This window comes from Mycobacterium sp. NGS24, assembly GCF_059813065.1.
The window spans coordinates 20,329-45,062 of sequence record NZ_JCALDW010000029.1 but is presented as its reverse complement, the minus strand read 5'-3'; the positions used below and the strand labels follow the sequence as shown (position 1 = coordinate 45,062).

Sequence of the window (24,734 nt, the reverse complement as noted above, 5' to 3'; positions counted from 1 at the left end):
TGAGACGCTTGACATGATGACAAGTCTTCCCGAGCAAACACCGCAGGTCGTGATCACCGACGAGGAAATCTTCGAGGCACACGTCGGCGGCAAGCTGTCGGTGGAACTCACGGCACCGCTGGATACCAAGCGTGCGTTGTCGATCGCCTACACCCCGGGCGTGGCGCAGGTCAGTCGCGCGATCGCCACCGATCGCACCCTGGCCGCCCGCTACACCTGGGCCAACCGGCTGGTCGCCGTCGTCAGCGACGGCAGCGCCGTGCTCGGTCTGGGTGACATCGGCCCGGCCGCGTCGCTGCCGGTGATGGAAGGCAAGTGCGCGCTGTTCAAGGAATACGGCGGCCTGAACGCGATCCCGATCGTGCTGGACACCAAGGATCCCGACGAGATCGTCGAAACCCTGGTGCGGCTGCGCCCGACGTTCGGCGCGGTCAATCTCGAGGACATCTCCGCGCCGCGCTGTTTCGAGATCGAGCGACGGGCGATCGAGGCGCTGGATTGCCCGGTAATGCACGACGACCAGCACGGCACGGCGATCGTCGCGCTGGCGGCGCTGATGGGTGCCACCAAGGTGCTCGGCCGGGACATGGCCGCGGTACGGGTGGTGGTCTCCGGTGCCGGGGCCGCGGGTGTCGCGTGCACGAATCTGCTTCTGGCGAGCGGAATCTCAGACATCACGGTGCTCGACTCGCGCGGCATCGTGCACAGCGGCCGCGACGACATGAACGTCGTCAAGGATGAACTGGCGCGTCGCACCAACCCGAGTGGGCGCACCGGCGGACTGGTCGAAGCGCTCGACGGCGCCGACGTCTTCCTCGGTGTCTCCGGGGGATTGGTGCCCGAAGAGCTGATCGCCACCATGGCGCCAAACGGCATTGTGTTCGCCCTGTCCAACCCCGACCCGGAGATCCATCCCGACGTCGCGGCCAGGTACGCCGCCGTCGTCGCCACCGGGCGCAGTGACTTCCCGAACCAGATCAACAATGTGCTGGCCTTCCCCGGGATCTTCCGCGGCGCTCTGGACGTCGGGGCACGCCGTATCACCCAGCAGATGATGGTTGCCGCGGCCGAGGCGATTTACTCGGTGGCCAGCGAAGACCTGGCCATCGACCGGATCGTGCCGAGTCCGCTGGACCGGCGGGTCGGCGACGCGGTGGCCAAAGCGGTGGCTCTGGCCGCCGACTTCTCCGATTGAGGGTAGGCATGGGCAGGCTGGCCGCGCTGCTGCTGGCCCTGGTGGTGCTCAGCGGATGCTCATCGGGCGCCACCGACCGGGAGTTGGTGGTGGGTTCCACCCCCGACTCGAAACTTCTTGCGGCACTGTATGTTTCGGCGCTGCGTTTCTACGGTTTTGCGGCACGCGTCGATACTGCGACTGATCCGATGGCCAAACTGGATGATGGCTCGTTCGCCATCGTCCCCGCCTTCACCGGCACGGTGTTGCAGAGCCTGCAGCCCGGAGCGTTGCCGCCGCCGGACACCGGAGGGCGGTCGGACACCTCGGCGCACCGCGGCGCGGCCGCGTCCGACGATTCCGCGCAGTCCGACGCCCAGGTCTACCGCGCGATGAATGCGGCTCTGCCTGAAGGGATCGCGGCGGGCGACTTCGCCACCGCGGCCGAGGACAAACCCGAACTGGTCGTCACCGGGGCGACCGCGGCCGGGTGGGGCGGCAGCGACCTCGGCCTGCTACTCGTGCACTGTGACGGGTTGCGGATAGGCAGCGTCGCCAACCGCCAGCCGCCGTCGACAGTGGGAACCTGCCGGCTGCCCGTGCTCCGCGAATTTCCGGACAGCGCAACGATGTTCGCGGCTCTTCAGGCCGGCGAGCTGACCGCGGCCTGGGCCAGCACCGCCGACCCCGCGGTGCCTACGAACCTGGTTGCGCTGGCGGACGGCAAACCTGCGCTGATCCGGGCGGAGAATGTGGTGCCGTTGTACCGGCGCAACGAGCTGAGCAAGCGACAGTTGCTGGCAATCAATGAGATCGCGGGAGTATTGGACACCGCCGCGCTGGTCGAGATGCGCCGCAGAGTGGCCGGCGGGGGCGATCCGCAGGCAGTGGCCGACGCCTGGTTGGGCGAGCACCCGCTGGGGCGTTGACGCTGCGCTGGCGGCGGGCTGCACTCGAACTTCGCCGCCCTGGACGCAGCATCGACGCGGGCGTCAGCGCTCGGACGGGATCACCCGGCTGATGAACATTTCGGTGAGGCGCTGATAACCCGAACCGGTGACGCGCACCATCAGATCCAAGGCGACGGCGTCCGGACCGACCAGCACCCGCGCCTTGTTCTTGCGCACCGCCTGCAGGATGACCTTCGCAGCCCGCTTCGGGCTGGTGTTGGCCAACCGCTTGTCGAAGAGTTCGGCCAGATCGTCGCGGTTGTGGCCTTCGCCCACGGTGGCGTTGCGGGCGATCGCAGTCTTGATGCCGCCCGGGTGCACGGTGGTGACGCCCACCGGGTGGCCGTGCAGCCGCATCTCCTGGCGCAGCGCCTCGGTGTAGCCGCGCACCGCGAATTTGGCCGAGTTGTAGGCGGAGTAGCCCGGCACCGAGAACAGGCCGAAGATGCTGGAGATGTTGATGACGTGCCCGTCTCCGGAGGCGATGAGGTGCGGCAGGAAAGCCTTGGTGCCGTTCACCACACCCCAGAAGTCGACGTCCATCACCCGTTCGATGTCTTTGAACTGCTCGACCTCGGCGTCACCGGTGTGACCGATGCCGGCGTTGTTGTAGATCTGATTGACCTTGCCGAAATGTTCGGCGACCTCGTCGGCGTAGAGCAGGAAGCGCTCGCGCTCGGTGACGTCGAGCCGATCGGCCTTGACCTGCACGCCGATGGCTTTCAGCTGCTCCTCGGTCTGCGCCAGTCCTTCGGCGTCGACATCGCAGATTGCCAAACTGGCACCCGAGCGTCCCAGCTCCAGGGCCAACGCCTGCCCGATGCCCGAACCAGCGCCGGTCACCACGGCGACCTTCCCGGCAAACCCCTCCATGGGCACTCTCCCTCGTGTCGGTTCCGGGTAGAGATTAGTCGGTACCGGCGGTCCCGGGTGACTGCGGGGCATTGATTCTGCGCTGGCGGCGGGCGTTACTCGAACTTCGTCACCCTGAGCGCAGAATCAACCCCGACGAGCAGACGGCTAGCCGAACGCGGTGTCGATGATCTCCTGCTGCTCCACCGCGTGCACCTTCGACGAGCCCGAGGACGGCGCCGACATGGCCCGACGGGAGATCCGCTTGATCCCGCCGAGCTTCTCCGGGAGCACCTCGGGCAGCGTCAGCCCCAGCGACGGCCACGCGCCCTGGTTGGCAGGCTCCTCCTGCACCCAGAAGTACTGCTTGGCGTTCTCGTAGCGGTCCAGGGTCTCGTCGAGCCGCCGGCGCGGCAGCGGGGCCAACTGCTCGATGCGCACGATCGCGATGTCGTCGCCCTTGTCCTTGGCTTTGCGGGCGGCCAGCTCGTAGTAGAGCTTGCCGCTGGTCAGCAGGATCCGGGTGACCTTGCTGCGGTCGCCGTCGCCCTCGTCGTAGGTGGGTTCCTCGATCACCGACCGAAACTTCATCTCGGTGAATTCCTTGATGTCGCTGACCGCGGCCTTGTTGCGCAGCATCGACTTCGGCGTGAACACGATCAGCGGCCGCATCACCCCGTCCAGGGCGTGCCGGCGCAACAGGTGGAAATAGTTGGCCGGGGTGGACGGCATGGCGATCGTCATCGACCCCTCCGCCCACAGCTGCAGGAACCGTTCGATTCGTCCGGAGGTGTGGTCGGGGCCCTGGCCTTCGTGTCCGTGCGGCAGCAGCAGCACGACGGTGGACAGCTGGCCCCACTTGGCTTCACCGGAACTGATGAACTCGTCGATGATCGACTGCGCGCCGTTGACGAAGTCGCCGAACTGCGCCTCCCACAGCACCACCGCGTCCGGGTTGCCGACGGTATAACCGTATTCGAAGCCCACGGCCGCGTATTCCGACAACGGGGAGTCGTAGACCAGGAACTTGCCGCCGGTCGGGGTGCCGTCCTTGTTGCTGGCCAGCAGCTGCAGCGGGGTGAACTCGGCGCCGGTGCTGCGGTCGATGATCACCGAATGCCGCTGGGAGAAGGTGCCGCGGCGGGTGTCCTGCCCGGAGAACCGGACCAGCTTGCCCTCGGCGACCAGCGAACCCAGCGCCAGCAACTCACCGAATGCCCAGTCGATCTTGCCCTCGTAGGCCATCTCGCGCCGCTTGTCGAGCACCGGCTGCACCCGCGAGTGGGCGGTGAACCCCTCCGGCAGGGCCAGGAAGGCGTCGCCGATGCGGGCCAGCAGCGACTTGTCCACCGAGGTGTCCAACCCGGCCGGGATCATCTGGTCGGCCTCGACCGACTCGCTGGGCAGGACGCCGTGCTTCTCCAGGTCGCGGACCTCGTTGAACACCCGTTCCAGTTGGCCCTGGTAGTCGCGCAGGGCGTCCTCGGCCTCCTTGAGCGAGATGTCGCCGCGGCCGATCAGGGATTCGGTGTAGCTCTTGCGGACGCCGCGCTTGTTGTCGACGACGTCGTACATGTAAGGGTTCGTCATCGACGGGTCGTCACCCTCGTTGTGCCCGCGCCGGCGGTAGCACAGCATGTCGATGACGACGTCCTTCTTGAACTGCTGCCGGAAATCCACGGCCAACTGCGCCACCCAGACGCACGCCTCGGGGTCGTCGCCGTTGACGTGGAAGATCGGGGCGCCGATCATCTTGGCGACGTCGGTGCAGTATTCGCTGGAGCGCGAGTACTCCGGTGCGGTGGTGAAACCGATCTGGTTGTTGACGATGATGTGGATGGTGCCGCCGACGCGATAACCGGGCAGGTTCGCCAGGTTCAGCGTCTCGGCGACCACGCCCTGGCCGGCGAACGCGGCGTCACCGTGCAGCATCATCGGCACCACCGAGAACGCCTTGGCTTCGTCGGTGTCGGTGGCGCCGTGGTTGAGCAGATCCTGCTTGGCCCGCACCAGGCCCTCGAGCACCGGGTCGACGGCTTCCAGGTGCGACGGGTTGGCGGTCAGCGACACCTGAATGTCGTTGTCGCCGAACATCTGTAGGTACACGCCGGTGGCGCCCAGGTGGTACTTCACGTCGCCGGAGCCGTGTGCCTGCGACGGGTTCAGGTTGCCCTCGAACTCGGAGAAGATCTGCGAGTACGGCTTGCCGACGATGTTGGCCAGCACATTGAGCCGGCCGCGGTGCGGCATGCCGATGACGACCTCGTCCAGGCCGTGCTCGGCGCACTGATCGATCGCGGCGTCCATCATCGGTATGACGCTCTCCGCGCCTTCCAGCGAGAACCGCTTCTGCCCGACGTACTTGGTCTGCAGGAAGGTCTCGAAGGCCTCGGCGGCGTTCAGCCGGCTCAGGATGTACTTCTGTTGTGCCACAGTCGGTTTGACGTGCTTGGTTTCGACCCGCTGTTCCAGCCAGCGGGTCTGCTCGGGGTCGAGGATGTGGGTGTACTCCACTCCGATGTGCCGGCAGTAGGCGTCGCGCAACAGTCCCAGCACGTCGCGCAGCTTCTTGTACTCCGCACCCGCGAAGCCGCTGACCTTGAACACCCGGTCGAGGTCCCACAACGTCAGTCCGTGGGTGAGCACCTCGAGGTCGGGGTGGCTGCGAAACCGGGTCTTGTCCAGGCGCAGCGGGTCGGTGTCGGCCATCAGGTGGCCGCGGTTGCGGTACGCCGCGATCAGGTTCATCACCCGGGCGTTCTTGTCGACGATGGAGTCCGGATTGTCGGTGCTCCAGCGCACCGGCAGGTACGGGATGCTCAACTCGCGGAAAATGTCGTCCCAGAAGGCGTCCGAGAGCAGCATCTCGTGGATGGTGCGCAGGAAGTCACCCGATTCCGCACCCTGGATGATGCGGTGGTCGTAGGTCGAGGTCAGGGTGATCAGCTTGCCGATGCCCAGTTCGGCGATGCGTTCGGCGCTGGCGCCCTGAAATTCGGCGGGGTACTCCATCGCTCCGACGCCGATGATGGCGCCTTGGCCGGCCATCAGCCGCGGCACCGAGTGCACGGTGCCGATGGTTCCCGGGTTGGTCAGCGAAAGTGTTACGCCGCCAAAGTCTTCGGCGGTCAGCTTGCCGTCGCGGGCGCGCCGCACGATGTCTTCGTAAGCCGAGACGAATTCGGCGAAGCGCAATTCTTCACACCGTTTGATGCCGGCCACCACCAGCGCGCGCTTGCCGTCCTTGCCCTGCAGGTCGATCGCCAGACCGAGATTCGTATGGGCTGGTGTGACAGCAGTCGGCTTGCCGTCGACCTCGGCGTAGTGCCGGTTCATGTTCGGGAACTTCTTGACCGCCTGCACCAGCGCGTAGCCCAGCAGGTGGGTGAACGAGATCTTGCCGCCGCGGGTGCGCTTGAGTTGGTTGTTGATGACGATCCGGTTGTCGATCAGCAGCTTGGCCGGGATGGCGCGCACGCTGGTCGCCGTCGGCACGTCCAGTGAGGCCGACATGTTCTTGACGACGGCCGCGGCGGCCCCGCGCAGCACCTGCACCTCGTCGCCCTCGCCTGGCTGGGGGCCTGCGGGCTTGGCCGGCGCCTTGGCGGCTTCCGGGGTGGCCTTCGTTGCGGCCTTGGCGGGTGCGCCGTTGCCTGCCGCCGCGGTGCTCTTGGCCGGCTGGACCGCGGGCTTCGCCGCCGGGGTGGGCTTGGCCTCCGGCGCGGGAGATTCGGCCGGCTTGGATTCGGCGGTGCTGGGCTTGGTGGTGTCTTCGTGCGCGGACTCGGGGTTGTAGTCGACCAGGAACTCATGCCAGCTGGGGTCGACGGACGAGGGGTCGTCGCGGAACTTGCGGTACATCTCCTCGACCAGCCACTCGTTTTGCCCGAATGGTGAACTTATGTTGGCCACGACCGCTGTTCGCCTCAATTCTTTTGTCCTGCAAGCGCTTCACGCGACGCTTGCGACGTCGTGCGTCCCGGCTGGGCGGGCCGCCTCACACCCTGGCTGGCCGGTTGATGGTCCCGACCTGTTCTGACCCAATAAAGGCTAGCGCCTCACCCGCGATTAGCCAGCGAGACCGACAACCTTTAGCTGGCATCCCGGACGGGTGGCAGCAGGTGCAGGGTGACCGGCCAGCGCCCCGGCGGCGGGCCGAACGCCGACCGCGCGTTGCGGACGATCTTCTTGCTCACCACCCGGTTGCCGATGGCACCGATGATGGCGCCGATTCCGACCGGCATGAGCTTGCCGAACATCAGCGCGCCGCGCTTGAGCGCGAACCGCTTCATCACGTACTTGAGCATCCGCGTGTTGAACTTCGACAGCGCCGGCAGCGGCAACGACGCCATGCTTTCGGACACCCAGCCGCCTTTGGTCCGGCCGGGACCGATCAGGTCGGAGACCGCACCGGTGCCGTTGTCACCGGCCAGGACAGTCAGTATCAGGGCCCGACGGCGTTCCCGCTCGTCGAGCGGTATGCCGTACACCGAGGCCAGCGCGAGGACGAACAGCGCGGTGGCTTCCAGGAAGACGGCGGTTTCCCCGGCGGCCGCGGACAGCGCAGCCAGGGTGCCGATGCCGGGGAAGGTCGCGGCCCCGCCAACCGCGGCACCGCTGGCCGTCACCACCGAGACGTAGCGCTTCTCGAGCCGGCCGACGATCTCGGCAGGATCGGCACCGGGTGCGGCGTGGCGTAGGCGGGACACATAGGCTTCGGCCGCGGGTCCCTGGATGTGCGAACTGCGTTCGATGACCTGAGCCAGCGCTCGCGAGGACATCTTCGGGCGGCCGGCGGTCTCGCCCGCCGGCAGTTCCGGTGTTGACTTCTTGCGTCGAAAGAACATCGATGCCTCTCTCGGGGACGGCGTCTCTTCAGGCTAACCGCCTGGCAGCAGAAAACACGCTGGGCCGGAAACCTCACATACTCCCGAGAGAAACGTCGTGGTCGGGGAGCGTGTTCCCGCGCCGAGACCCGTCACAGTCGCCCTGGCGTCGTCGTCGAACTGCGCGGCGGGGAATAATGCGGGCTGGATTCGAAACGAGGCGCGAACATGAGCACAGCGACCAGCCGGGTGTCCGGCAACCCGTGGGCCGCGCTGTGGGCGATGATCCTCGGATTTTTCATGATCATGGTGGATTCGACGATCGTCGCCGTCGCCAATCCGACGATCATGAATGAATTGCGGATCGGCTACAGCACCGTGGTCTGGGTGACCAGCGCCTACCTGCTGGGATATGCGGTGGTGCTGCTGGTCTCCGGCCGCCTCGGGGACCGTTTCGGCCCGAAGAACCTGTACCTGATCGGGTTGGTGGTATTCACCCTCGCCTCGGTGTGGTGCGGTCTGTCCGGCAGCGCCGCCACACTGATCGCGGCACGCGTGGTGCAAGGCGTGGGCGCCGGGATCCTCACCCCGCAGACGTTGTCGACGATCACCCGGATCTTCCCGGCAGATCGGCGCGGCGCGGCGATGAGTATGTGGGGCGCCACCGCGGGCGTCGCGAGCCTGGTCGGACCGCTGGTGGGCGGCATGCTGGTCGACACGCTGGGCTGGCAGTGGATCTTTTTCGTGAACGTGCCGGTCGGCATCATCGCGGTCGCGTTGGCCGCCTGGCTGGTCCCGGTGCTGCCCGTCCATTCCCGCCGCTTCGACCTCGTCGGTGTCGGCTTGTCCGGTGTCGGCATGTTTCTGCTGGTATTCGGCCTGCAGGAGGGTCAGTCCGCGCACTGGGCGCCGTGGATCTGGGCCGTCCTGGTCGCCGGTGTCGGGTTGATGACGGCGTTCGTCTACTGGCAGTCGATCTATCGCCGGGCGCCGTTGGTGCCCTTGGAGATCTTCCGCGACCGGGGCTTCAGCGTGTGCAACGTCGGTGTCGCCGTCATCTCGTTCGCCGTCACGGCGACGATGCTGCCGGTGACCTTCTATGCCCAGTCGGTGTGCGGTTTGTCGCCAACGGAGTCGGCGCTGCTGCTCGCGCCGATGGCCATCGCCAGCGGGGTGCTGGCACCGATCGTCGGCAGGTACATCGACCGGACCCATCCGGTGCCCATGCTCGGTTTCGGCTTTTCGTTGCTGGCAGCGTCGCTGACCTGGTTGTCGTTCGAGTTGGATCCGGCCACGCCGGTTTGGCGGCTGGTGCTGGTGTTCATAGCCCTCGGTGCCTCGATGGCGTTCATCTGGTCGCCCCTGGCCGCGACCGCCACCCGCAACCTGCCGCCGGAGCGGGCCGGCGCCGGGTCGGGTGTGTACAACGCGACCCGCCAGCTCGGCGCGGTCCTGGGCAGCGCGAGCATGGCCGCCTTCATGACGTGGCGCATCGGCGCCGAGTTGCCCTATGCGGCCGAGTCGGCGGGCGAGGACACGACGCTGCAGCTGCCGGAGTTTCTGCGCGAGCCCTTCTCGGCCGCGATGTCGCAGTCGATGTTGCTGCCGGCGTTCATCTCGTTGTTCGGGATCATCGCCGCGCTGTTGCTGGTGCGGGGCGCGCGCCGGTCCGACGCTGCCCACCCGGCCGGTGACGTGTTCGCGGACGACACTGATGACGGCGCGTACGAGGAGGACGACGACGAGTACGTCGAATACATCCTGCGCCGCGAACCGTTCAGCGCCGATGAATCCGACACCAAACCGGTGGTGGCACTGACCCGGCGTTCGCCTGCGGCGACGGAGGACGCCTGGCCTCGCGGTCCGCGCGGAACGGCGCACAGCGGGCCGGCCGCCATGGTTCCCGGACCGCTGCCGAACAGGTACTCCCACGTCGGATCCCACCCCCGGTCAACTCCCCGTCAACGCCAGGAACGCGCCCAGCTCGAGCAGCCCGGCCGGGGTGGCGGGTAGGTACTGCGTCAGCAACTCTGAGCGCACGATCACCGCCGCATACTGCGCGCGACTGATCGCCACGTTCAGCCGGTTCCGATTCAGCAGGAATGAAATGCCGCGGGGCACCTCATCGATCGAGGAGGCCGTCATGGAGATGAAGACCACCGGCGCCTGCCCGCCCTGGAATTTGTCGACGGTGCCCACTCGGACGCCGCCCAACCCGGCAGCGGCCAGCTGCTGGCGGATCAGGGACACCTGGGCGTTGTACGGCGCGAGCACCATGACGTCGGCGGCGGACAGCGCCCGGGTGCCGTGCTCGTCGGTCCACGACCGACCCAGCACGTCCCGGACTTCAGCCACGATCGCCTGCGCCTCCTCGGGGCTGTCCGTCGAATTGCCGTAGTGCCCTACCGGCAGCACCTGCACGCCAGGGGAGTATCCGGCGAGCCGGCGCCCGGTGGTGCGTTCGAGGTGGGAGTGCAGCCGGCCTTCGTAGGACAGTTTCGAGACGGCCGCACACACATCCGGATGCATCCGGTAGGACAGGTCCAGGAAGTAGCCGCGCTCCGGGGGCAGCGTGCGTTGGCCGTCCACCAGCCATTCCAGCGCGGAGATGTCGACCGGTTCGGGGTGGGTGCCCTGACTGACCTGCGGCAGTTGTTGCGGATCGCCCAGCAGCATCAGGTTGGCCGCCGCGGGTGCCACGGCAATGGTGTTGGCCAGACAGAACTGGCCGGCCTCGTCGATGACCAGCAGGTCCAGGCTCCCCGGCGGCACCCGATTGCCATTGGCGAAGTCCCAAGCCGTGCCGCCAACCACACATCCCGCCGTCTCGGCGATGAACACCGGATAGGTGCTGCTGTCGATCTGCTGCCAGCGCTTCACGGCGTGACCGTTGCGCTTCTTGGCGATCCGCTGCGGGTCCAACCCGGCCTCGACCACGCAGTCCAGCAGGTTCTCCACCGCCGCGTGGGACTGCGCGACCACACCGATACGCCAACCGTGCGTGGTTACCAACCGGGTGATCACCTGGGCGGCCGTGTAGGTCTTGCCGGTTCCCGGCGGGCCGTGCACGGCCAGGTAGGAGGAGTCCAGACGCAGCGTTGCCGCGGTGAGATCGGCGACGGTGTCCCCGGTCCGGGGCAGCGGCGCATCACCGAGGGTGCGCGGCTCTCGTCGTAGCAACACGTCGACGAGCGCGGACCGCGGTAGCTGCGGCAGGCCGGAGGCCACGGTTCGGGCGGTGGCGTCGATCGATTCGCGCAGCTTGGCGGTGGGCACCGGCGGGCCCGGAGTCAGGGCGAACGGCAGCTGCTCGAAAATCTCCCCGTCGGCGCCGGCTCTCTCTCGCAAGACCACCGTGGTCGGCAGTGTCGGATCGTCGACCTCCACCACCTCGGCGGGCGCGGCCGCCCGACGGTCCGGGTTATCGGTCATGCCGGCCGGCGCCGGCGGGTCGTAGAGCGCAAAGACCTGACCCCTGAGCTCGCCGCGCGCCAACTCACCGGTCAGCTGCAACTGCCGTTGCGGTTTGCGGGCCCGCGGCGGCATGTTCCATTCGACGGCGACCTCGGCGTGCGTTACGACGAAGACGTCGGTACTGTCCGACCACTCCTCGACCGGATAGTTCAGCCGGTCAAAATGCGACCACCAGAAAGGCTTGTCCTCGCGCTGGTGATAACCGCGCGCCGCCGCCACCAGCGCGACCGCCGTCTGCTCCGGTGTCCGACCGACGGCCGCGGCATCCCCGGTGAAATCCGCCAGGGTCGAAGCGAGTTCGTCGTGGTCCTCGACGGTCTCGTGCTCGGCCACCGGCTGGACTCCCACCGGCGTGACACCGGTTTCCCAGGCGCGCAACAGCAGCCAGTCGCGCAGCTCTCGCGTCGACACGCAGTCGTAGTGGTTGTATTCCTCAATCTGTTTGAGCACGGTCGCTGCGTCGTCCGAGTTGCCCTCGGCGAGCAGTTCGCAATAGCGGGCGTAGGAGTTGATCGAGGCGGCGGCGGTGGTGACCTCGCCGGACCGTAGGTGCGCTCCCATGTACAGCGGTTCCAGAGCTTTGAGGCTCACTGACTCCGCGCCCACCCGAATGCTCTTACGCACCAACGGATAAAGGTCGACCAGGATGCCGTTGCGCAGCAGATCGTCGACGTCGTCCTCGCCCACGCCGTAGCGCCCGGCCAGCCGCAGCAACGCCGTGCGCTCATAGGGCGCGTAGTGGTAGATGTGCATGTTGGGATAGCGTTTGCGCCGCTTGGCGACCATCCCCAGGAACTGAAGCAGCGCCCGGCGTTCGTCGACGCGGCTGTGCGCCCAGAGCGGACGGAAGGCGCCCGCCGGCCCGGCCTCCAGCACGCCGAACAGGTATTCCAGCCCCCAACTCGTGCCGTCAGCCGTCCACAGCGGGTCACCCTCGAAGTCGAAGAACAAATCTCCCGGGTTGGGTTCCGGCAACAGGGTCAAGGGTTGCGAGTCGACGATCTCGTATTGGGGGATACCGGAGGTGCGTTGCCGCACTTGTAGCTGGGCCTGCGCGAACAATTTGTCCAAGACGCTGGGAGCCAGATCTGGAGGAGGCCCGCGATACCCGGCCAGCTCGGCGACCGTGCCGATACCGGCTTCAATTAGCTTGTCGCGCTGGCTGATTCGCATGCCGGCAACCAACAGCAGGTCATCCCGCGACTTCAACTGCTCCTCACACAGCGGGCAACGCAGACAGGCCTGCACCTGCTCGTCTTCCCAGCGGACCGGGCTGCCGGCGGCGTGGTGCTTGTCCAACAGCAGCTGCAGGTGCGCGCGCTGGGAGCGGTAGACCGGAATCAGGTCATCGACCGGATAGCGCACCACCGTGCCGTCGCCCAGTATCAGCTCCGCCTCACCGGCCACCGCCACCCCCGCTATGGCCAGCGCGTCGGCGTAGGCGGCCAGCTGCAACAGCGCGCTGACTTTGGGCGAGCGAGCCAGCTTGGTGTCGGTGACGCGATACTGGTCACCGTCGCGGATCAGGAAGTCGGCGAACCCGACGAACCGGCCGTCGTACATCGCTGCCTGGTAGACCACCGCCGCGCCGTCGGCAATCGCGCGCGCGGTCGCATCGGCTGCCGCGGTCAGTCCGGCGTGGCTGTAGGCCGGACGGCCGATAACGGCGAGTCCGTCGCCGAACTCGTCGCGCAACTCCGCCAGCCTGCGTTGCTCGTGTTCGGTGCCGAGCGTGGCGGTACGGGCCAGCAACTCGTCCTCGACGTCGACGGCGGGCGCCCAGCCCAGTCGCGCGTCGAAATCCCGCAACAACGCGTACTCGCACCGCGCGGCGGACGCGAGATCCGATGCGCTGTACACGATCCTGCCGTCGGTGAGGAACACAGCCGCCACTGTAAAGAAGGGGTACGACAGCGATGATGGAAGAGCGTTACCGCGCAGGTCGTGACTCCGGGTGCGACTGACGCGCTGCTGGGCTGTCCATCATTTGACTTGTCCGGCCCGCGTGGTTCGTGCCTCGAGCGACGAGGCCCGCGGCGAAGTCCCCGCGGCAGCGTGTGCCCGCAGCGGATACGAAATCGTTTGCGCGGTAGACGATTGCCAGATGAAAAACAAAGATTAGAAATTCGCCGAAACGCGGTTCGGCCGCGACTTCTAGTCGAATACTTGCGGGACGGTTAATGAGATCCGACCGACGGGAGTCCCGCCTTGTCCGCTTTTGTGATCGCCACAGCTGACGCTTTGACTGCGGCCTCGAGAGATCTCACCCGGATTGGGTCGGTTCTGGAGTCGGCGAGCACGGCAGCCGCTGCGTCGACCACCGAGGTCACCGCGGCCGCCGCGGACGAGGTGTCGACAGCTATTGCGCGGCTGTTCGGCACGCTGGGCGCGGAGTACCAAGCGATCAATGCGCAGGTGGCACTGTTTCAGGCGCAGCTCGTGCGGACCTTGGCGGCGGGCGGAAGCGCGTATGCCGCCGCCGAAGCGGCCGCCGCGTCGCCGTTGCAGGCGCTGCAGGAGTACGTGCTAGGAGCGATCAACGCCCCGACCAATCAGCTGCTGGGACGTCCGCTGATCGGTGACGGTGCCAGTGGGGCGCCGGGAAGCGGGGCTGCCGGTGGTCCCGGCGGGCTCCTGTTCGGCAGCGGCGGAAACGGTGGCTCTGGAACAGCCGGTGGGGGTGCCGGAGGGGCGGGTGGGGACGCAGGCCTGTTCGGGAATGGTGGCGCCGGTGGGGCAGGCGGTGTCGGAGCGGCTGGTCTAGCCGGTGGAGTCGGTGGCAACGGTGGTGCCGGTGGGTGGTTAGGCGGTTCGGGCGGGGCCGGTGGCGCCGGCGGCGAGGGTGGCTCCGGCGGCGCGACATTCGCCGGTGGTGTTGGCGGAACAGGCGGCACTGGTGGTGCCAACAGGGCTTTGTTGGGGTCGGTCGGCGGTCAGGGCGGGGCCGGTGGCACCGGGGGTGGCGGCTACACCGGTGCCGCGACGACGGTGGCCGGCGCGGTAGGTGAGAACGGTGGGCACGGCGGTGCGGGCGGCGCTGGCGGCGCTGGTGGCAGCAGCTGGGGTTTGTTGAGCAGCTCAGGTGATGGCGGCGCCGGCGGCACTGGCGGAGTGGGCGGCAACGGTGGCACCGGCGGCGTCGGCGCGGGTGTCGCGGGTGGCACCGGAGGTGATGCCGGCGACGGCGGCAACGCCGGCGTTGGCGGTGCCGCGGGCGCAGCGCGATTCTTTGCGATCGGTGGTGCCGCCGGCGCAGCGGGGACCGGTGGCAACGGCGGTATCGGCGGAACCGGTGGCGCGGGCCAGACGCCGGCATCGGTGGGCGGCGCCGGCACTGCCGGTGGCCAGGGCGGCCAGGGTGGGACGGGCGGAGACTCGGCCGGTGGCGTCAACGGTTCCGGCGGAGCCGGTGGCACCGGGGGCGAGGGTGGCACGGGTGCGGCGGGTGCCGACGACACAGGTAGCGGTCCGGGTCAGGGCGGTGACGGCGGCCGCGGTGGTGACGGAGGTACGGGTGGCGGGCAGGGCGCCGGCGGCGTCGGCGGCAGTGCCGGTGCCGGCGGGGAGGCAGGAAAAGGTGGCGACGGCGGCATCGGCGGCAAGGGTCTGACCGGTAGCGCCGCCACCGGTGCGACCGTCGGCGGTCGGGGTGGCGATGCCGGTGCCGGCGGTACCGGTGGTGATGCCGGCGCTCCGAGCGGCGCTGCCGGCGCCGGGGGCAATGGCGGTATCGGGGGTCAGGGCGGGCAAGGCGGGGCGGGCGATCCCACCTTCACCAACGGCGGAGACGGTGCAGCCGGTGGTTCAGGTGGGACCGGTGGCGAGGCCGGTGCGGCCGGCAACGTCGGCGTTGATGCCGTCAACGGCACAGGTGGCACCGGCGGCACCGGCGGCACCGGTGGCACCGGAGCCGCCGGGGGTCCGTCCGCTCAGGCCGGTCGAGGCGGTGGCGGAGGCGAGGGCGGCGACGGCGGTCACGGCGTCGCAGATGTTGGCGGCGGCGCGGGTGGCACCGGCGGAGTCGGCGGCAGGGGTGGCGAGGGCACCGGCATTGTCGGTGACCAGCCTCAGTCTGGCGGCACCGGAGGAATCGGCGGAACGGGTGGGACCGGCACCGACGGCGGCACCTTCGGTGCTGGTGGTAGCGGGGGTGGCGGCGGCTCCGGTGCAGGCGTCGGGGTGAACGCGCACGGCGGCACGGGCGGCGGCGGCGGTGCCGGCGGCACGGCAACAGCTACTGGACCCGGCCTCGGCGGCGGCGGTGGGGGCGGTGGCGGCGGCGCCTCGGTCCAGGAAGTCAATGGGGGCAGTGCCACCGGGACCGCCACCGGCGGTGAGGGCGGTGCCGGAGGCGCCGGCTCGGACACCGTCGTGGGCGGGGCGGGCGGAGTCGGCGGTTTCGGCACGGTTATCGCCGACGGGACGAACAGCGCCGCCACCGGTGCGGCGACCGGGGGCACCGGCGGAGCGGGTGGCACCGCTGGTGGGACCGGCGGTGCCGGTGGATACGGCAAGGTCGAGGCGCTGGCGGGCGGCGTCACCAGCGCCAACGCGCAGGGCGGGGCTGGCGGCGCCGGCGCTGACGGCGGCACCGGCGGAAGCGGCGGCTATGGCACTGCTTCCAGCAACGGTGCAGGCAGCACTACTGCCGGCCGCGCCACCGGCGGTGAAGGTGGCGCGGCGAGCGGCACTGACAGCTTCGGCGGTGACGGCGGCGACGCCATCGTCACGGCCGAAACCGCCGGCGCCGTTGACGGCATCGCCACCGGTGGCCTCGGGGGTCAGGCCAACGGCGTCGGGCTGGGCGGTTCGGGCGGAGTGGCCGGGCTCGGCGCCTTCGGCGGCGACGTCTCAGGAACAGCTACCGGGGGGATCGGCGGCGCCGGCGGCGCGGGCACCTCCGGCGGAACTGGCGGCGACGCCACCGTCATCGGCGTCAACGGAGCCGCTTCCACCGGTACCGCAACCGGCGGAGATGGCGGAGCCGGTGGCGCGGCCGGCACCAGCGGCGGTATCGGCGGTCAAGGCGGCGACGGCGGGGACGCGCACCTGCAGTCGTTCAGCAGCAACACATCGGTCGACGGCGCGGCGACCGGCGGCATGGGCGGGGCGGGCGGCGCCGGTGGTGCCGGTGCCGGAGGTGGGGACGGCGGAGCCGGCGGCAGTGCCCTGGTAGGCGCGGCCGACGGTGGTCTCGCCAGCGGCAGCGCTACCGGCGGGGCCGGTGGTGCGGGTGGCGCGGGCGACCAAGCCGGTAATTCCGGCGGCGCCGGCAGTGCTGGCGGCATCGGTCAGATCACTGCCGAAGGGGCTGGCAGCACCGCTGCCGGCACCGCTCGCGGTGGCACCGGAGGTGGCGGCGGTGAAGCAGGTGCGTCCGGGGGTACCGGTGGCGAGGGTGCCATCGAGGCGAACGACGGCGGCCGTGCCGGCAGCGCAGACAGCCGGGTGTGGGGCGGGGCCGGTGGCGCCGGTTCCGACGGGGCCGAAGGCGGAGCCGGGGGTACTGGTCAACTCACTGCCGAGGGCCCGGGTAGCGCTGCAACGGGCAGCGCCACCGGTGGGACCGGCGGGTCTGGCGCCGGTGCTGGCGGCGAAGGCGGGCAGGGCGGCGCCGGCACGGTGCAAGCGAACTCGGGCGGCGTCGTCTCCGACGGTGTCGCCGTCGGAGGTACCGGCGGTGCAAGCATCCAAGGTGGCATCGGTGGGGAGGGCGGCGCCGGCACCGTCAGCGCTGCCGATGCGGACAGCACTGCGACCGGCACCGCTGCCGGAGGTATCGGCGGGTCGGCCACCGGCACCGGCAGCACCGGCGGACGCGGTGGCCAGGGCAGCCTGGAAGCCACCGCCGGAGGTGATGCCGTCGGATCGAACGGAGGTGCTCGGGGTGGTGCCGGTGGTCAGGCCACCGGTGGTGGCGCCGGTGGCTCCGGGGGTGACGGCAAGGCCACGTCGGCGGGTGCGGTGAGCAGCGCCGAAGGCTCAGCGACCGGGGGCGACGGTGGCGCAGGGGCGGACGGCGGTGTCGGCGGTGGGGGTGGCGACGGTGAGATCGTCGGAGGCTTCATCGACGGCACCGGACAGCATGCCAGCGGCACGGCTGTGGGCGGGGCCGGTGGTTCAGCCGCGGGCGTTGACAGCGTCGGCGGGGACGGAGGCGACGGGATTATCGGCGCGGGGGGCGACAACGCCACTGCGACCGGCGTCGCCAGCGGCGGCCGCGGTGGTACGGCCAACGGCGGGAGTTTGGGCGGCAGCGGCGGCCAAGGCGTGGTGGCCGCAGAAAATGGCGGTGGCAGCGTCAGCGGTACCGCCACCGGTGGCAGCGGCGGGAACGGCGGTGAGAGCTTCGACGGTAGTGCGGGTGGCAACGGTGGTGAGGGTGGCGCTGGCCAGCTCTATTCGTTTAACGGCAGCGTTGCGAAAGGTAACGCCGTGGGCGGCATGGGCGGCGCGGGCGGGGCTGGTGCCGGCGGTGTGGCTGGGGGTGACGGCGGCTTCGGCGGCTTCGGCGGTGTCGGCGCATTCAATGGCGGAACTGTCGACGGATCCGCCCGCGGTGGCCACGGCGGCGGCGGTGGTGCGGTTGGCGCCGCTGGTCTTCCCGGCGGCGCCGGCGGCGAGGGCGGTTCTGCCACGGTGTCTGCCGATGGCGCCAACAGCACTGCGGCCGGAGTCGCGGTCGGCGGCGACGGGGGAAGCGGTGGCGCTGACGGTGCCGGCGGAGGTTCGGGTGGCAATGCTGACGTCGAGGCAACCGGCGGTGGACGGGCAACCGGGTCCGGCAGCGGCGTGCGGGGCGGGGCCGGCGGGAGCGGCAGCACCGGTGGACAGGGCGGTGCCGGTGGTCTGGGCCGTGTGACTGCCGATGGCCCGGGTAGCGCCGCCGCAGGTAGCGCTACCGGCGGGGACGGCGGGTCCGGTAGGGGTGCGGGCAGCACTGGCGGCGCGGGCGGTGCGGGCACCGTCGAGGCAACCTCCGGTGCTGAAGTGCTGGGCGCTGTTGCCGCCGGCGGGACCGGCGGTTTCGGTGTCGATGGTGGCGCTGGTGGTCATGGCGGCTCAGGCATCATCAGCGCCGCCGATGCGGACAGCTTTGCGACCGGCCAGGCTCTCGGCGGGACCGGTGGGTCAGGCGCCGAGGCGGGCAGCGCCGGTGGGGACGGCGGCGTGGCAAGGGTCGAGGCTACGAACGGCGGCCACGCTGCCGGTTCCAACGGAGGCGCCAAGGGCGGTAACGGTGGAGCGGCCCAGGCCGGAGGCATCGCCGGTGCGGGTGGTGACGGTCATGTGTCCGCTGACGGAGCGGACACTACTGCCAACGGTGATGCGACGGGTGGTGCCGGCGGTGCCGGCACCGGTGGCACGGGCGGTATCGGTGGGTCCGGAGAGGTATTTGCCAGCGCAGGTGGCACCAACATCGCTGGGGCAGTTGGCGGCTCCGGCGGTGCTGGTATCGACGGAGGTACCGGAAGGCACGGCGGATCTGGTACCGCGCGCAGCCAGGGGATGGGCAGCACGGTGGTTGGTGAGGCGACAGGTGGTGACGGCGGGGCCGGCGACGGTCCTGGCAGCTTCGGCGGTCAGGGAAGCGACGGCCAGCTCATCGCGTACGACGGTGCCAGCACCGACGGAGACGCCACCGGCGGCGATGGTGGTCGCGGTATCGGCGGCGGTATCGGTGGTGAGGGTGGCCTCGGCGGTGTCGGTGCGATCGGCGGCCGAGCTGTCGGGACCGCTCTGGGAGGTGCCGGTGGCATTGGTGCCGACGGGCACTCCGGCGGGAGAGGAGGCGACGGTTTCGTGGGCGCCCAGGGGTTCAGCCCAGGCGACAACCCGGCTGTTGACGGCACCGCCACGGGCGGCGCGGGCGGCGACAGCGGCACCGGGACCTTCGGGGGCGACGGTGGCCAAGGCGGTACAGCCGCGATTCTTGCCGAGCAGTCCAGTTTCGCCGGCGGCACCGCTGTTGGCGGCGAAGGTGGTTCCGGCGGTGCGAGCGGCATCGCAGACGGCCTCGGCGGCGCCGGCGGCAACGGCGGCAGCGCCGAAATCTTCGCGCAGGGCACCGATGTCGGGGATGCCGTGGCAACTGGTGGCGCCGGAGGCGCTGGTGGTGCCGGCGGCATCGGTGCGAACGGCGGCGACGGCGGCGACGGCGGCGTGGGTGCCGCCACGGTCACACCTGGCATCGGCGGCAACGGCGGAGGCGGCGGCAACGGGGGCGTGTTCTTCGACGCCGTCAACAACGGGAGTGGTGGCAGGGGCGGCGACGGCGGAAACGGCACCGGAGGCATCGGCGGCAATGGCGTCAAGGGTGGCGACGGACTGGCCGACGGCAGCCCCGGTGCGGACGGATTGGACGGCGCAGACGTCATCTGAGCGCGTGCAGTCGGCTCAGCGTGCTGTGTTGGCGACGATCTCCACCCCGCTGCCGTTCCAGCGGAACTTCACAACGCTGCCCACGCCCAGCGCATTCGGATACGTCAGCGCTACCGTGTCACCGGTGCTGTGCGTGCCGTCGATGCCGTTGAATCCGTAGGTGTCCGGCACCCCCTGGGGAATGAATTTACCCAGGTGGAACAGCACCGCGCGCGTCGTCGGATTGTCGCCGTTGGTGTTGGCCTTGATGATCACCCCCGACAATTGCGCGCACTCGTTGTAGTTGCCGGCTATCGGTTCGGGGTTCCACGGTTGCTGGCTGCGTGGGTCGCGGGGAAGTTCGGACACCGCCTTCGCGATGGTGGGCGCAGCCAGATTGACCGCACACGGGTCGGCGGGCGCGGCGCTGCTGGGCGGGACCGTGGTCGGCGCGGCAGCGCTACCTGGAGCTCCAGGCGTGGTGACGGCCGAAGAAGGCTTGGTGGCCTGCGGTGTCTTGGCCACCGTCGAGTCGCCTGACCCGCACCCGACTGACGTCACCGCCGCCGCCACGACACACAGGCCTGCGGCACACCGAACAACCATTGACACATCGGGCACGGTACCGCCACCGGTCCTGCGGGTGCGGCAGGCATGGCCGCGGGCCCGGGACGCCTTAGACTTCATCTCCTGATGGATAACCCGGACAACCTTCCCGCGACGTTCGCCGACCTGCAGATTCCGGAGCCGGTCATGCGCGCGATCAACGACGTCGGTTACGAGTCGCCGACCGGCATCCAGGCCGCCACCATTCCGGCGCTGATGGCAGGCACCGACGTCGTCGGTCTGGCTCAGACCGGGACGGGCAAGACCGCGGCATTCGCGATCCCGATCCTGTCCAAGATCGACACCACCGGCAAAGCGACCCAGGCGCTGGTCCTGGCGCCCACCCGGGAGCTGGCCCTGCAGGTCGCCGAGGCGTTCAGCCGCTACGGAGCCCACCTGCCGCAACTGAACGTGTTGCCGATCTATGGCGGCGCGTCCTACGGCGTGCAGTTGGCCGGCCTCAGACGTGGAGCCCACATTGTCGTCGGTACGCCCGGCCGGGTCATCGATCACCTCGAACGCGGGACGCTGGACCTGTCTCGGGTGGACTACCTGGTGCTCGACGAGGCCGACGAGATGCTCACCATGGGCTTCGCCGAAGAGGTCGACCGGATCCTGTCCGAGACCCCGGAATACAAACAGGTCGCCCTCTTCTCGGCGACCATGCCGCCGGCGATCCGCAAGATCACCACCAAGTACCTGCACGATCCGCTGGAAGTCACCTCCAAGGCGAAAACCGCCACCGCCGAGAACATTTCGCAGCGCTACATTCAGGTGGCCGGACCGCGCAAGATGGACGCGCTGACCCGCGTGCTCGAAGTCGAGCCGTTCGAGGCCATGATCGTGTTCGTGCGCACCAAGCAGGCCACCGAAGAGGTGGCCGAAAAGCTGCGTGCGAGAGGATTTTCCGCGGCCGCCATAAACGGCGACATTCCGCAGGCTGCTCGGGAACGGACCATCTCGGCTCTCAAAGACGGCACCATCGACATCCTGGTCGCCACCGACGTCGCGGCCCGCGGCCTGGACGTCGAACGTATCTCGCACGTGCTCAACTACGACATCCCGCACGACACCGAGTCCTACGTGCACCGGATCGGTCGGACCGGCCGGGCCGGCCGCAAAGGTTCGGCGTTGTTGTTCGTCTCGCCGCGAGAACGCCACCTGCTCAAGGCCATCGAGAAGGCGACCCGGCAACCCCTCACCGAGGCGGCGTTGCCCACCGTCGAGGACGTCAACGCCCAACGGGTCGCCAAATTCGCCGACTCGATCACCAATGCCCTAGGGGGGCAGGGGATCGAGTTGTTCCGCCGCCTGGTCGAGGATTACGAACGCGAGCACGACGTGCCGATGGCGGACATCGCCGCGGCGCTGGCGCTGCAGTCCCGCGATGGTGAGGCCTTCCTGCTCGCCCCCGACCCGCCGCCGGAGCGACGGGAGCGGGATCGGCGCGGTCACGAAGACCGACCCGAAAGGCCGCGACAGACAAGGCCTTTCACCACCTATCGGATCGATGTGGGCAAGCGGCACAAGATCGGGCCGGGTGCCATCGTCGGGGCCATCGCCAACGAAGGTGGTCTGCACCGCAGCGATTTCGGTCACATCGCCATCGGCCCGGACTTCTCCATGGTCGAACTGCCGGCCAAGCTGCCCCGGGCGGTGCTCAAAAAGCTTGAACAGACCCGCATCTCGGGGGTCTTGATCAACCTTCGACCCGATCGCAACCCCGGCAAGGGCAAGCCCCCGCACCACGGCAGCGGCAAGCCACGCCGGAAGCGGGACGGATGACCCTGTCCCAGGCCGAGGACGCCCAAGGCGGCCTCGAGCAGACCTCCGGCGTCGACCGGGTCGCATCGCTCACCGGCGTCCGGGCGGTCGCGGCGCTGTTGGTCGTCGGGACCCACGCCGCCTACACGACCGGCAAGTACACCCACGGCTACTGGGGTCTGTTCGGTGCGCGACTGGAGATCGGGGTACCGATCTTCTTCGTGCTGTCCGGTTTCCTGCTGTTCCGGCCGTGGGTGAAGTCGGCAGCCACCGGCAGTCCCTGGCCGTCGTTGAGTCGCTATGCGCGACACCGGGTTCGGCGCATCATGCCCGCCTACGTCGTCACCGTGCTGGTCGCCTACGTGCTGTACCACTACCACGAAGCCGGCCCGAATCCCGGCCACAGTTGGCTGGGCCTGATCCGCAACTTGACGTTGACCCAGATCTACACCGACGGCTACCTCGGCAAGTATCTGCACCAGGGCCTCACCCAGATGTGGAGCCTGGCCGTCGAGGCGTCGTTCTATGTGCTGCTGCCGGCGTTGGCCTACCTGCTTTTGGTGCTGATGTGCCGACGCCAGTGGCGCCCCAAGGTGCTGGTGGCGGCCATCCTGCTGATGATGCTGATCAGCCCCGGTTGGTTGGTGCTGGTGCACACCGACCGGCTGTTTCCCGACGGCGCCAGATTGTGGTTGCCGACCTATCTCGCCTGGTTCCTGGGCGGCATGCTGCTGACCGTGCTGCAGGCAATGGGAGTGCGTGCCTACGCGGCGGTGGCCATACCGTTGGCGATCGTCTGCTACTTCATCGTGTCCACCCCGATCGCGGGGGCCCCGACCACCTCGCCCGCCTCGCTGCCCGAGGCGCTGTGGAAGACCATCTTCTACGCGGTGATCGCCACGCTGGCGGTGGCGCCGCTGGCGTTGGGCGACAAGGGTCGGTATTCCCGGCTGCTGGCCAGTCGGCCGATGGTGTGGCTCGGCGAAATCTCCTACGAGATCTTCCTGATTCACTTCATGACCATGGAGTTCGCGATGGTGCACATCGTGCGGGCGCGGGTCTACACCGGTCCGATGCTCAACCTGTACATCGCGACGGTGGTGGTCACGGTGCCGTTGGCGTGGCTGCTGCATCGGTTGACCCGGGTCAGAGACGCGTAAGCGTGTCCGCGGCGGACGGCACCAGCGCTACCTCGGCGGCTCATCCGCGCCTGACGCTGTTCGCGGTGTGTCTCGCGGTGTTCATGCTGCTGCTGGACATGACCATCGTGTCAGCCGCGTTGGCCAACATCCAGGCGTCGCTGGATGCCGAATTGAGTGGACTGCAGTGGGTGGTGGACGCCTACGCGCTGCCGATGGCGGGACTGCTGCTCACCGCCGCCACCGTGGGCGACCGCCTTGGCCGCCGGCGGCTCTATTTGATCGGGATGACGGTGTTCACCGCGGCCTCCACCGCCTGCGCGCTGGCCGGCAGTATCGAGGCGCTGAACCTGAGCCGGGCCGTGCAGGGGGCGGGTGGGGCGGTGCTGCTCGGCGTCTCGCTGCCGATGGTCGCCGCAGCCTTTCCCGAACAGCGCAGCAGGGGCATCGCGATTGCGATCTACGGCGCGGTGATGGGTGCGGCCGCGGCCGCCGGGCCGTTGCTGGGCGGAGCGCTGGTCGGCGCTTTCGGCTGGGAGTCGATCTTCCTCATCAACGTGCCGATCGGGGCGGTGGCGCTGGGCGTCGCCTGGCGCTATGTGTCGGAAACCCGTGCGGCACAACACCGCCCGCTTGACCTGACGGGCGCCGCGATCCTGTCCGGCGCATTGTTCGCCGGCGTGTACGTGTTGATCGAAGGTAACCGCCGCGGCTGGACCGACCCGGTGATCCTGACGCTCGGCGCGGCCGCCGTGGCCGGCCTGCTGGCGTTCTGCTGGTGGGAGTCCCGCGTCAGCGCGCCGATGCTCGACCTGAGCGTGGTGCGCCGGCCCGGGTTCGCGGGGGTGTCGATCGCGGCCTTCGCGGCGGCCGGAACGTTGATTGCGTCTACCAACTATCTGGCGCTGTATCTGATGAACACGTTGGGATACAGCCCTTTCCAGTCGGGACTGCGTGCTCTGCCGTTGACCGTCGCCTGTGTGGTGGGCGCCCCGCTCGCCATGGTGGCCGCCCGGTACGCGCCGGCCTGGACGTCGATCCCGGGCGGGGTGGTGCTGATCGCAGCGGGGTTGTGGCTGATGACCGGCGTCACCGAAACCACGCAGTGGACACACTTCATCGCGGGGTCGATCGTGGCCGGCCTCGGCCTGGGCGGCCTGTTCGCGCTGACCTCGGACATCGCACTGCAATTCGTCCCTGCCGAGGACGCCGGGATGGCGACCGGGGCGGTCAGCACCGTTCGGCAGATCGGCATCCTGGCCGGGGTCGCCGGGCTCGGTGCCCTCTTCAGCCGACATGCCGCCGACGGCGCGTCGGCCGGTCTGAGCAAACTGGCCGGTGTGCCTTCCGGGCCCCGGCAGGTGCTGGTCGACCGGTTGTCGGCCGGTGCCGGTCTGCGGGTGCTCGACTTTCTGCCCGACGAGCTCAAACCGGCGGTGCCCGTCATCGCCCGGGTAGCCCGGCAGGCCAGCGCCGACGGTATGCAGGCGGCGCTGGAGGCGGCCGCCGTCGCCGCGACGCTGGCCGCGGTCGCGGCGGCGATACTGATCGCACTGGGAGCCCGTCGCACGTCGTAACGCTGTTTGCT

General features: G+C 69.2%; 11 protein-coding genes and 1 pseudogene. 7 read left to right on the top strand and 5 right to left on the bottom strand.

What is annotated here, in order from left to right; all coding sequences use genetic code 11:
• The first annotated feature begins 13 nt into the window (after window positions 1-13).
• The gene (locus AC5Y6Y_RS24490) at window positions 14-1,195 is read left to right on the top strand and encodes an NAD(P)-dependent malic enzyme (RefSeq protein ID WP_463826816.1); all 1,182 of its coding nucleotides are present in this window, start codon (window positions 14-16) and stop codon (window positions 1,193-1,195) included.
• 8 nt (window positions 1,196-1,203) lie between these two features.
• Window positions 1,204-2,103, top strand: a complete 900-nt coding sequence (locus AC5Y6Y_RS24485; RefSeq protein WP_499930627.1) for a glycine betaine ABC transporter substrate-binding protein — start codon at window positions 1,204-1,206, stop codon at window positions 2,101-2,103.
• A gap of 63 nt (window positions 2,104-2,166) precedes the next feature.
• Here AC5Y6Y_RS24485 and AC5Y6Y_RS24480 read toward each other — a convergent pair whose 3' ends face one another.
• From AC5Y6Y_RS24480 to AC5Y6Y_RS24470, 3 genes are all read right to left on the bottom strand, one after another.
• A complete protein-coding gene (locus AC5Y6Y_RS24480) occupies window positions 2,167-2,997 on the bottom strand; it encodes an SDR family NAD(P)-dependent oxidoreductase (protein WP_463826690.1) in 831 nt (276 codons plus the stop codon).
• A 147-nt stretch (window positions 2,998-3,144) separates the two neighbouring features.
• A complete protein-coding gene (locus AC5Y6Y_RS24475; RefSeq protein ID WP_499930625.1) occupies window positions 3,145-6,888 on the bottom strand; it encodes a multifunctional oxoglutarate decarboxylase/oxoglutarate dehydrogenase thiamine pyrophosphate-binding subunit/dihydrolipoyllysine-residue succinyltransferase subunit in 3,744 nt (1,247 codons plus the stop codon).
• Between the two features lie 179 nt (window positions 6,889-7,067).
• A complete protein-coding gene (locus tag AC5Y6Y_RS24470; protein WP_463826688.1) occupies window positions 7,068-7,823 on the bottom strand; it encodes a hypothetical protein in 756 nt (251 codons plus the stop codon).
• A gap of 207 nt (window positions 7,824-8,030) precedes the next feature.
• Here AC5Y6Y_RS24470 and AC5Y6Y_RS24465 point away from each other — a divergent pair, with 207 nt between their 5' ends.
• A complete protein-coding gene (locus tag AC5Y6Y_RS24465; protein WP_499930623.1) occupies window positions 8,031-9,815 on the top strand; it encodes an MFS transporter in 1,785 nt (594 codons plus the stop codon).
• Here AC5Y6Y_RS24465 and AC5Y6Y_RS24460 read toward each other — a convergent pair.
• Complete coding sequence (locus AC5Y6Y_RS24460) at window positions 9,753-13,160, bottom strand: TM0106 family RecB-like putative nuclease (protein WP_499930621.1); 3,408 nt, start codon at window positions 13,158-13,160, stop codon at window positions 9,753-9,755. The genes AC5Y6Y_RS24465 and AC5Y6Y_RS24460 overlap by 63 nt on opposite strands.
• 357 nt (window positions 13,161-13,517) lie before the next feature.
• Between AC5Y6Y_RS24460 and AC5Y6Y_RS24455 the strand changes: the two are divergent.
• A pseudogene (locus AC5Y6Y_RS24455) lies at window positions 13,518-15,038 on the top strand (PE family protein); the annotation flags it as partial.
• 4,635 nt (window positions 15,039-19,673) lie between these two features.
• Here AC5Y6Y_RS24455 and AC5Y6Y_RS24450 read toward each other — a convergent pair.
• Window positions 19,674-20,243 carry an LppP/LprE family lipoprotein gene (locus AC5Y6Y_RS24450; protein WP_499930641.1) on the bottom strand — a complete coding sequence of 190 codons (570 nt, stop codon included), beginning with the start codon at window positions 20,241-20,243 and terminating at the stop codon, window positions 19,674-19,676.
• 87 nt (window positions 20,244-20,330) lie between these two features.
• On the opposite strand from AC5Y6Y_RS24450, the gene AC5Y6Y_RS24445 reads away from it, so the two are divergent.
• From AC5Y6Y_RS24445 to AC5Y6Y_RS24435, 3 genes are read left to right on the top strand one after another with little or no spacing between them, the layout of a single operon-like run.
• A complete protein-coding gene (locus AC5Y6Y_RS24445) occupies window positions 20,331-22,028 on the top strand; it encodes a DEAD/DEAH box helicase (protein WP_499930619.1) in 1,698 nt (565 codons plus the stop codon).
• A complete protein-coding gene (locus AC5Y6Y_RS24440; RefSeq protein ID WP_499930617.1) occupies window positions 22,025-23,167 on the top strand; it encodes an acyltransferase family protein in 1,143 nt (380 codons plus the stop codon). The genes AC5Y6Y_RS24445 and AC5Y6Y_RS24440 overlap by 4 nt, the downstream gene beginning before the upstream one ends.
• 50 nt (window positions 23,168-23,217) lie before the next feature.
• Window positions 23,218-24,723, top strand: a complete 1,506-nt coding sequence (locus tag AC5Y6Y_RS24435) for a DHA2 family efflux MFS transporter permease subunit (RefSeq protein ID WP_499930639.1) — start codon at window positions 23,218-23,220, stop codon at window positions 24,721-24,723.
• Window positions 24,724-24,734: the final 11 nt, after the last annotated feature.

What these genes read in the sequence shown, in the direction of transcription:
- AC5Y6Y_RS24440 (WP_499930617.1), top strand. Translation starts at nt 22,025, where the DNA reads ATGACCCTGTCCCAGGCCGAGGACGCCCAAGGCGGCCTCGAGCAGACC.
- AC5Y6Y_RS24470 (WP_463826688.1), bottom strand. Translation starts at nt 7,823, where the DNA reads ATGTTCTTTCGACGCAAGAAGTCAACACCGGAACTGCCGGCGGGCGAG.
- AC5Y6Y_RS24450 (WP_499930641.1), bottom strand. Translation starts at nt 20,243, where the DNA reads ATGGTTGTTCGGTGTGCCGCAGGCCTGTGTGTCGTGGCGGCGGCGGTG.
- AC5Y6Y_RS24465 (WP_499930623.1), top strand. Translation starts at nt 8,031, where the DNA reads ATGAGCACAGCGACCAGCCGGGTGTCCGGCAACCCGTGGGCCGCGCTG.
- AC5Y6Y_RS24485 (WP_499930627.1), top strand. Translation starts at nt 1,204, where the DNA reads ATGGGCAGGCTGGCCGCGCTGCTGCTGGCCCTGGTGGTGCTCAGCGGA.
- AC5Y6Y_RS24490 (WP_463826816.1), top strand. Translation starts at nt 14, where the DNA reads ATGATGACAAGTCTTCCCGAGCAAACACCGCAGGTCGTGATCACCGAC.
- AC5Y6Y_RS24445 (WP_499930619.1), top strand. Translation starts at nt 20,331, where the DNA reads ATGGATAACCCGGACAACCTTCCCGCGACGTTCGCCGACCTGCAGATT.
- AC5Y6Y_RS24480 (WP_463826690.1), bottom strand. Translation starts at nt 2,997, where the DNA reads ATGGAGGGGTTTGCCGGGAAGGTCGCCGTGGTGACCGGCGCTGGTTCG.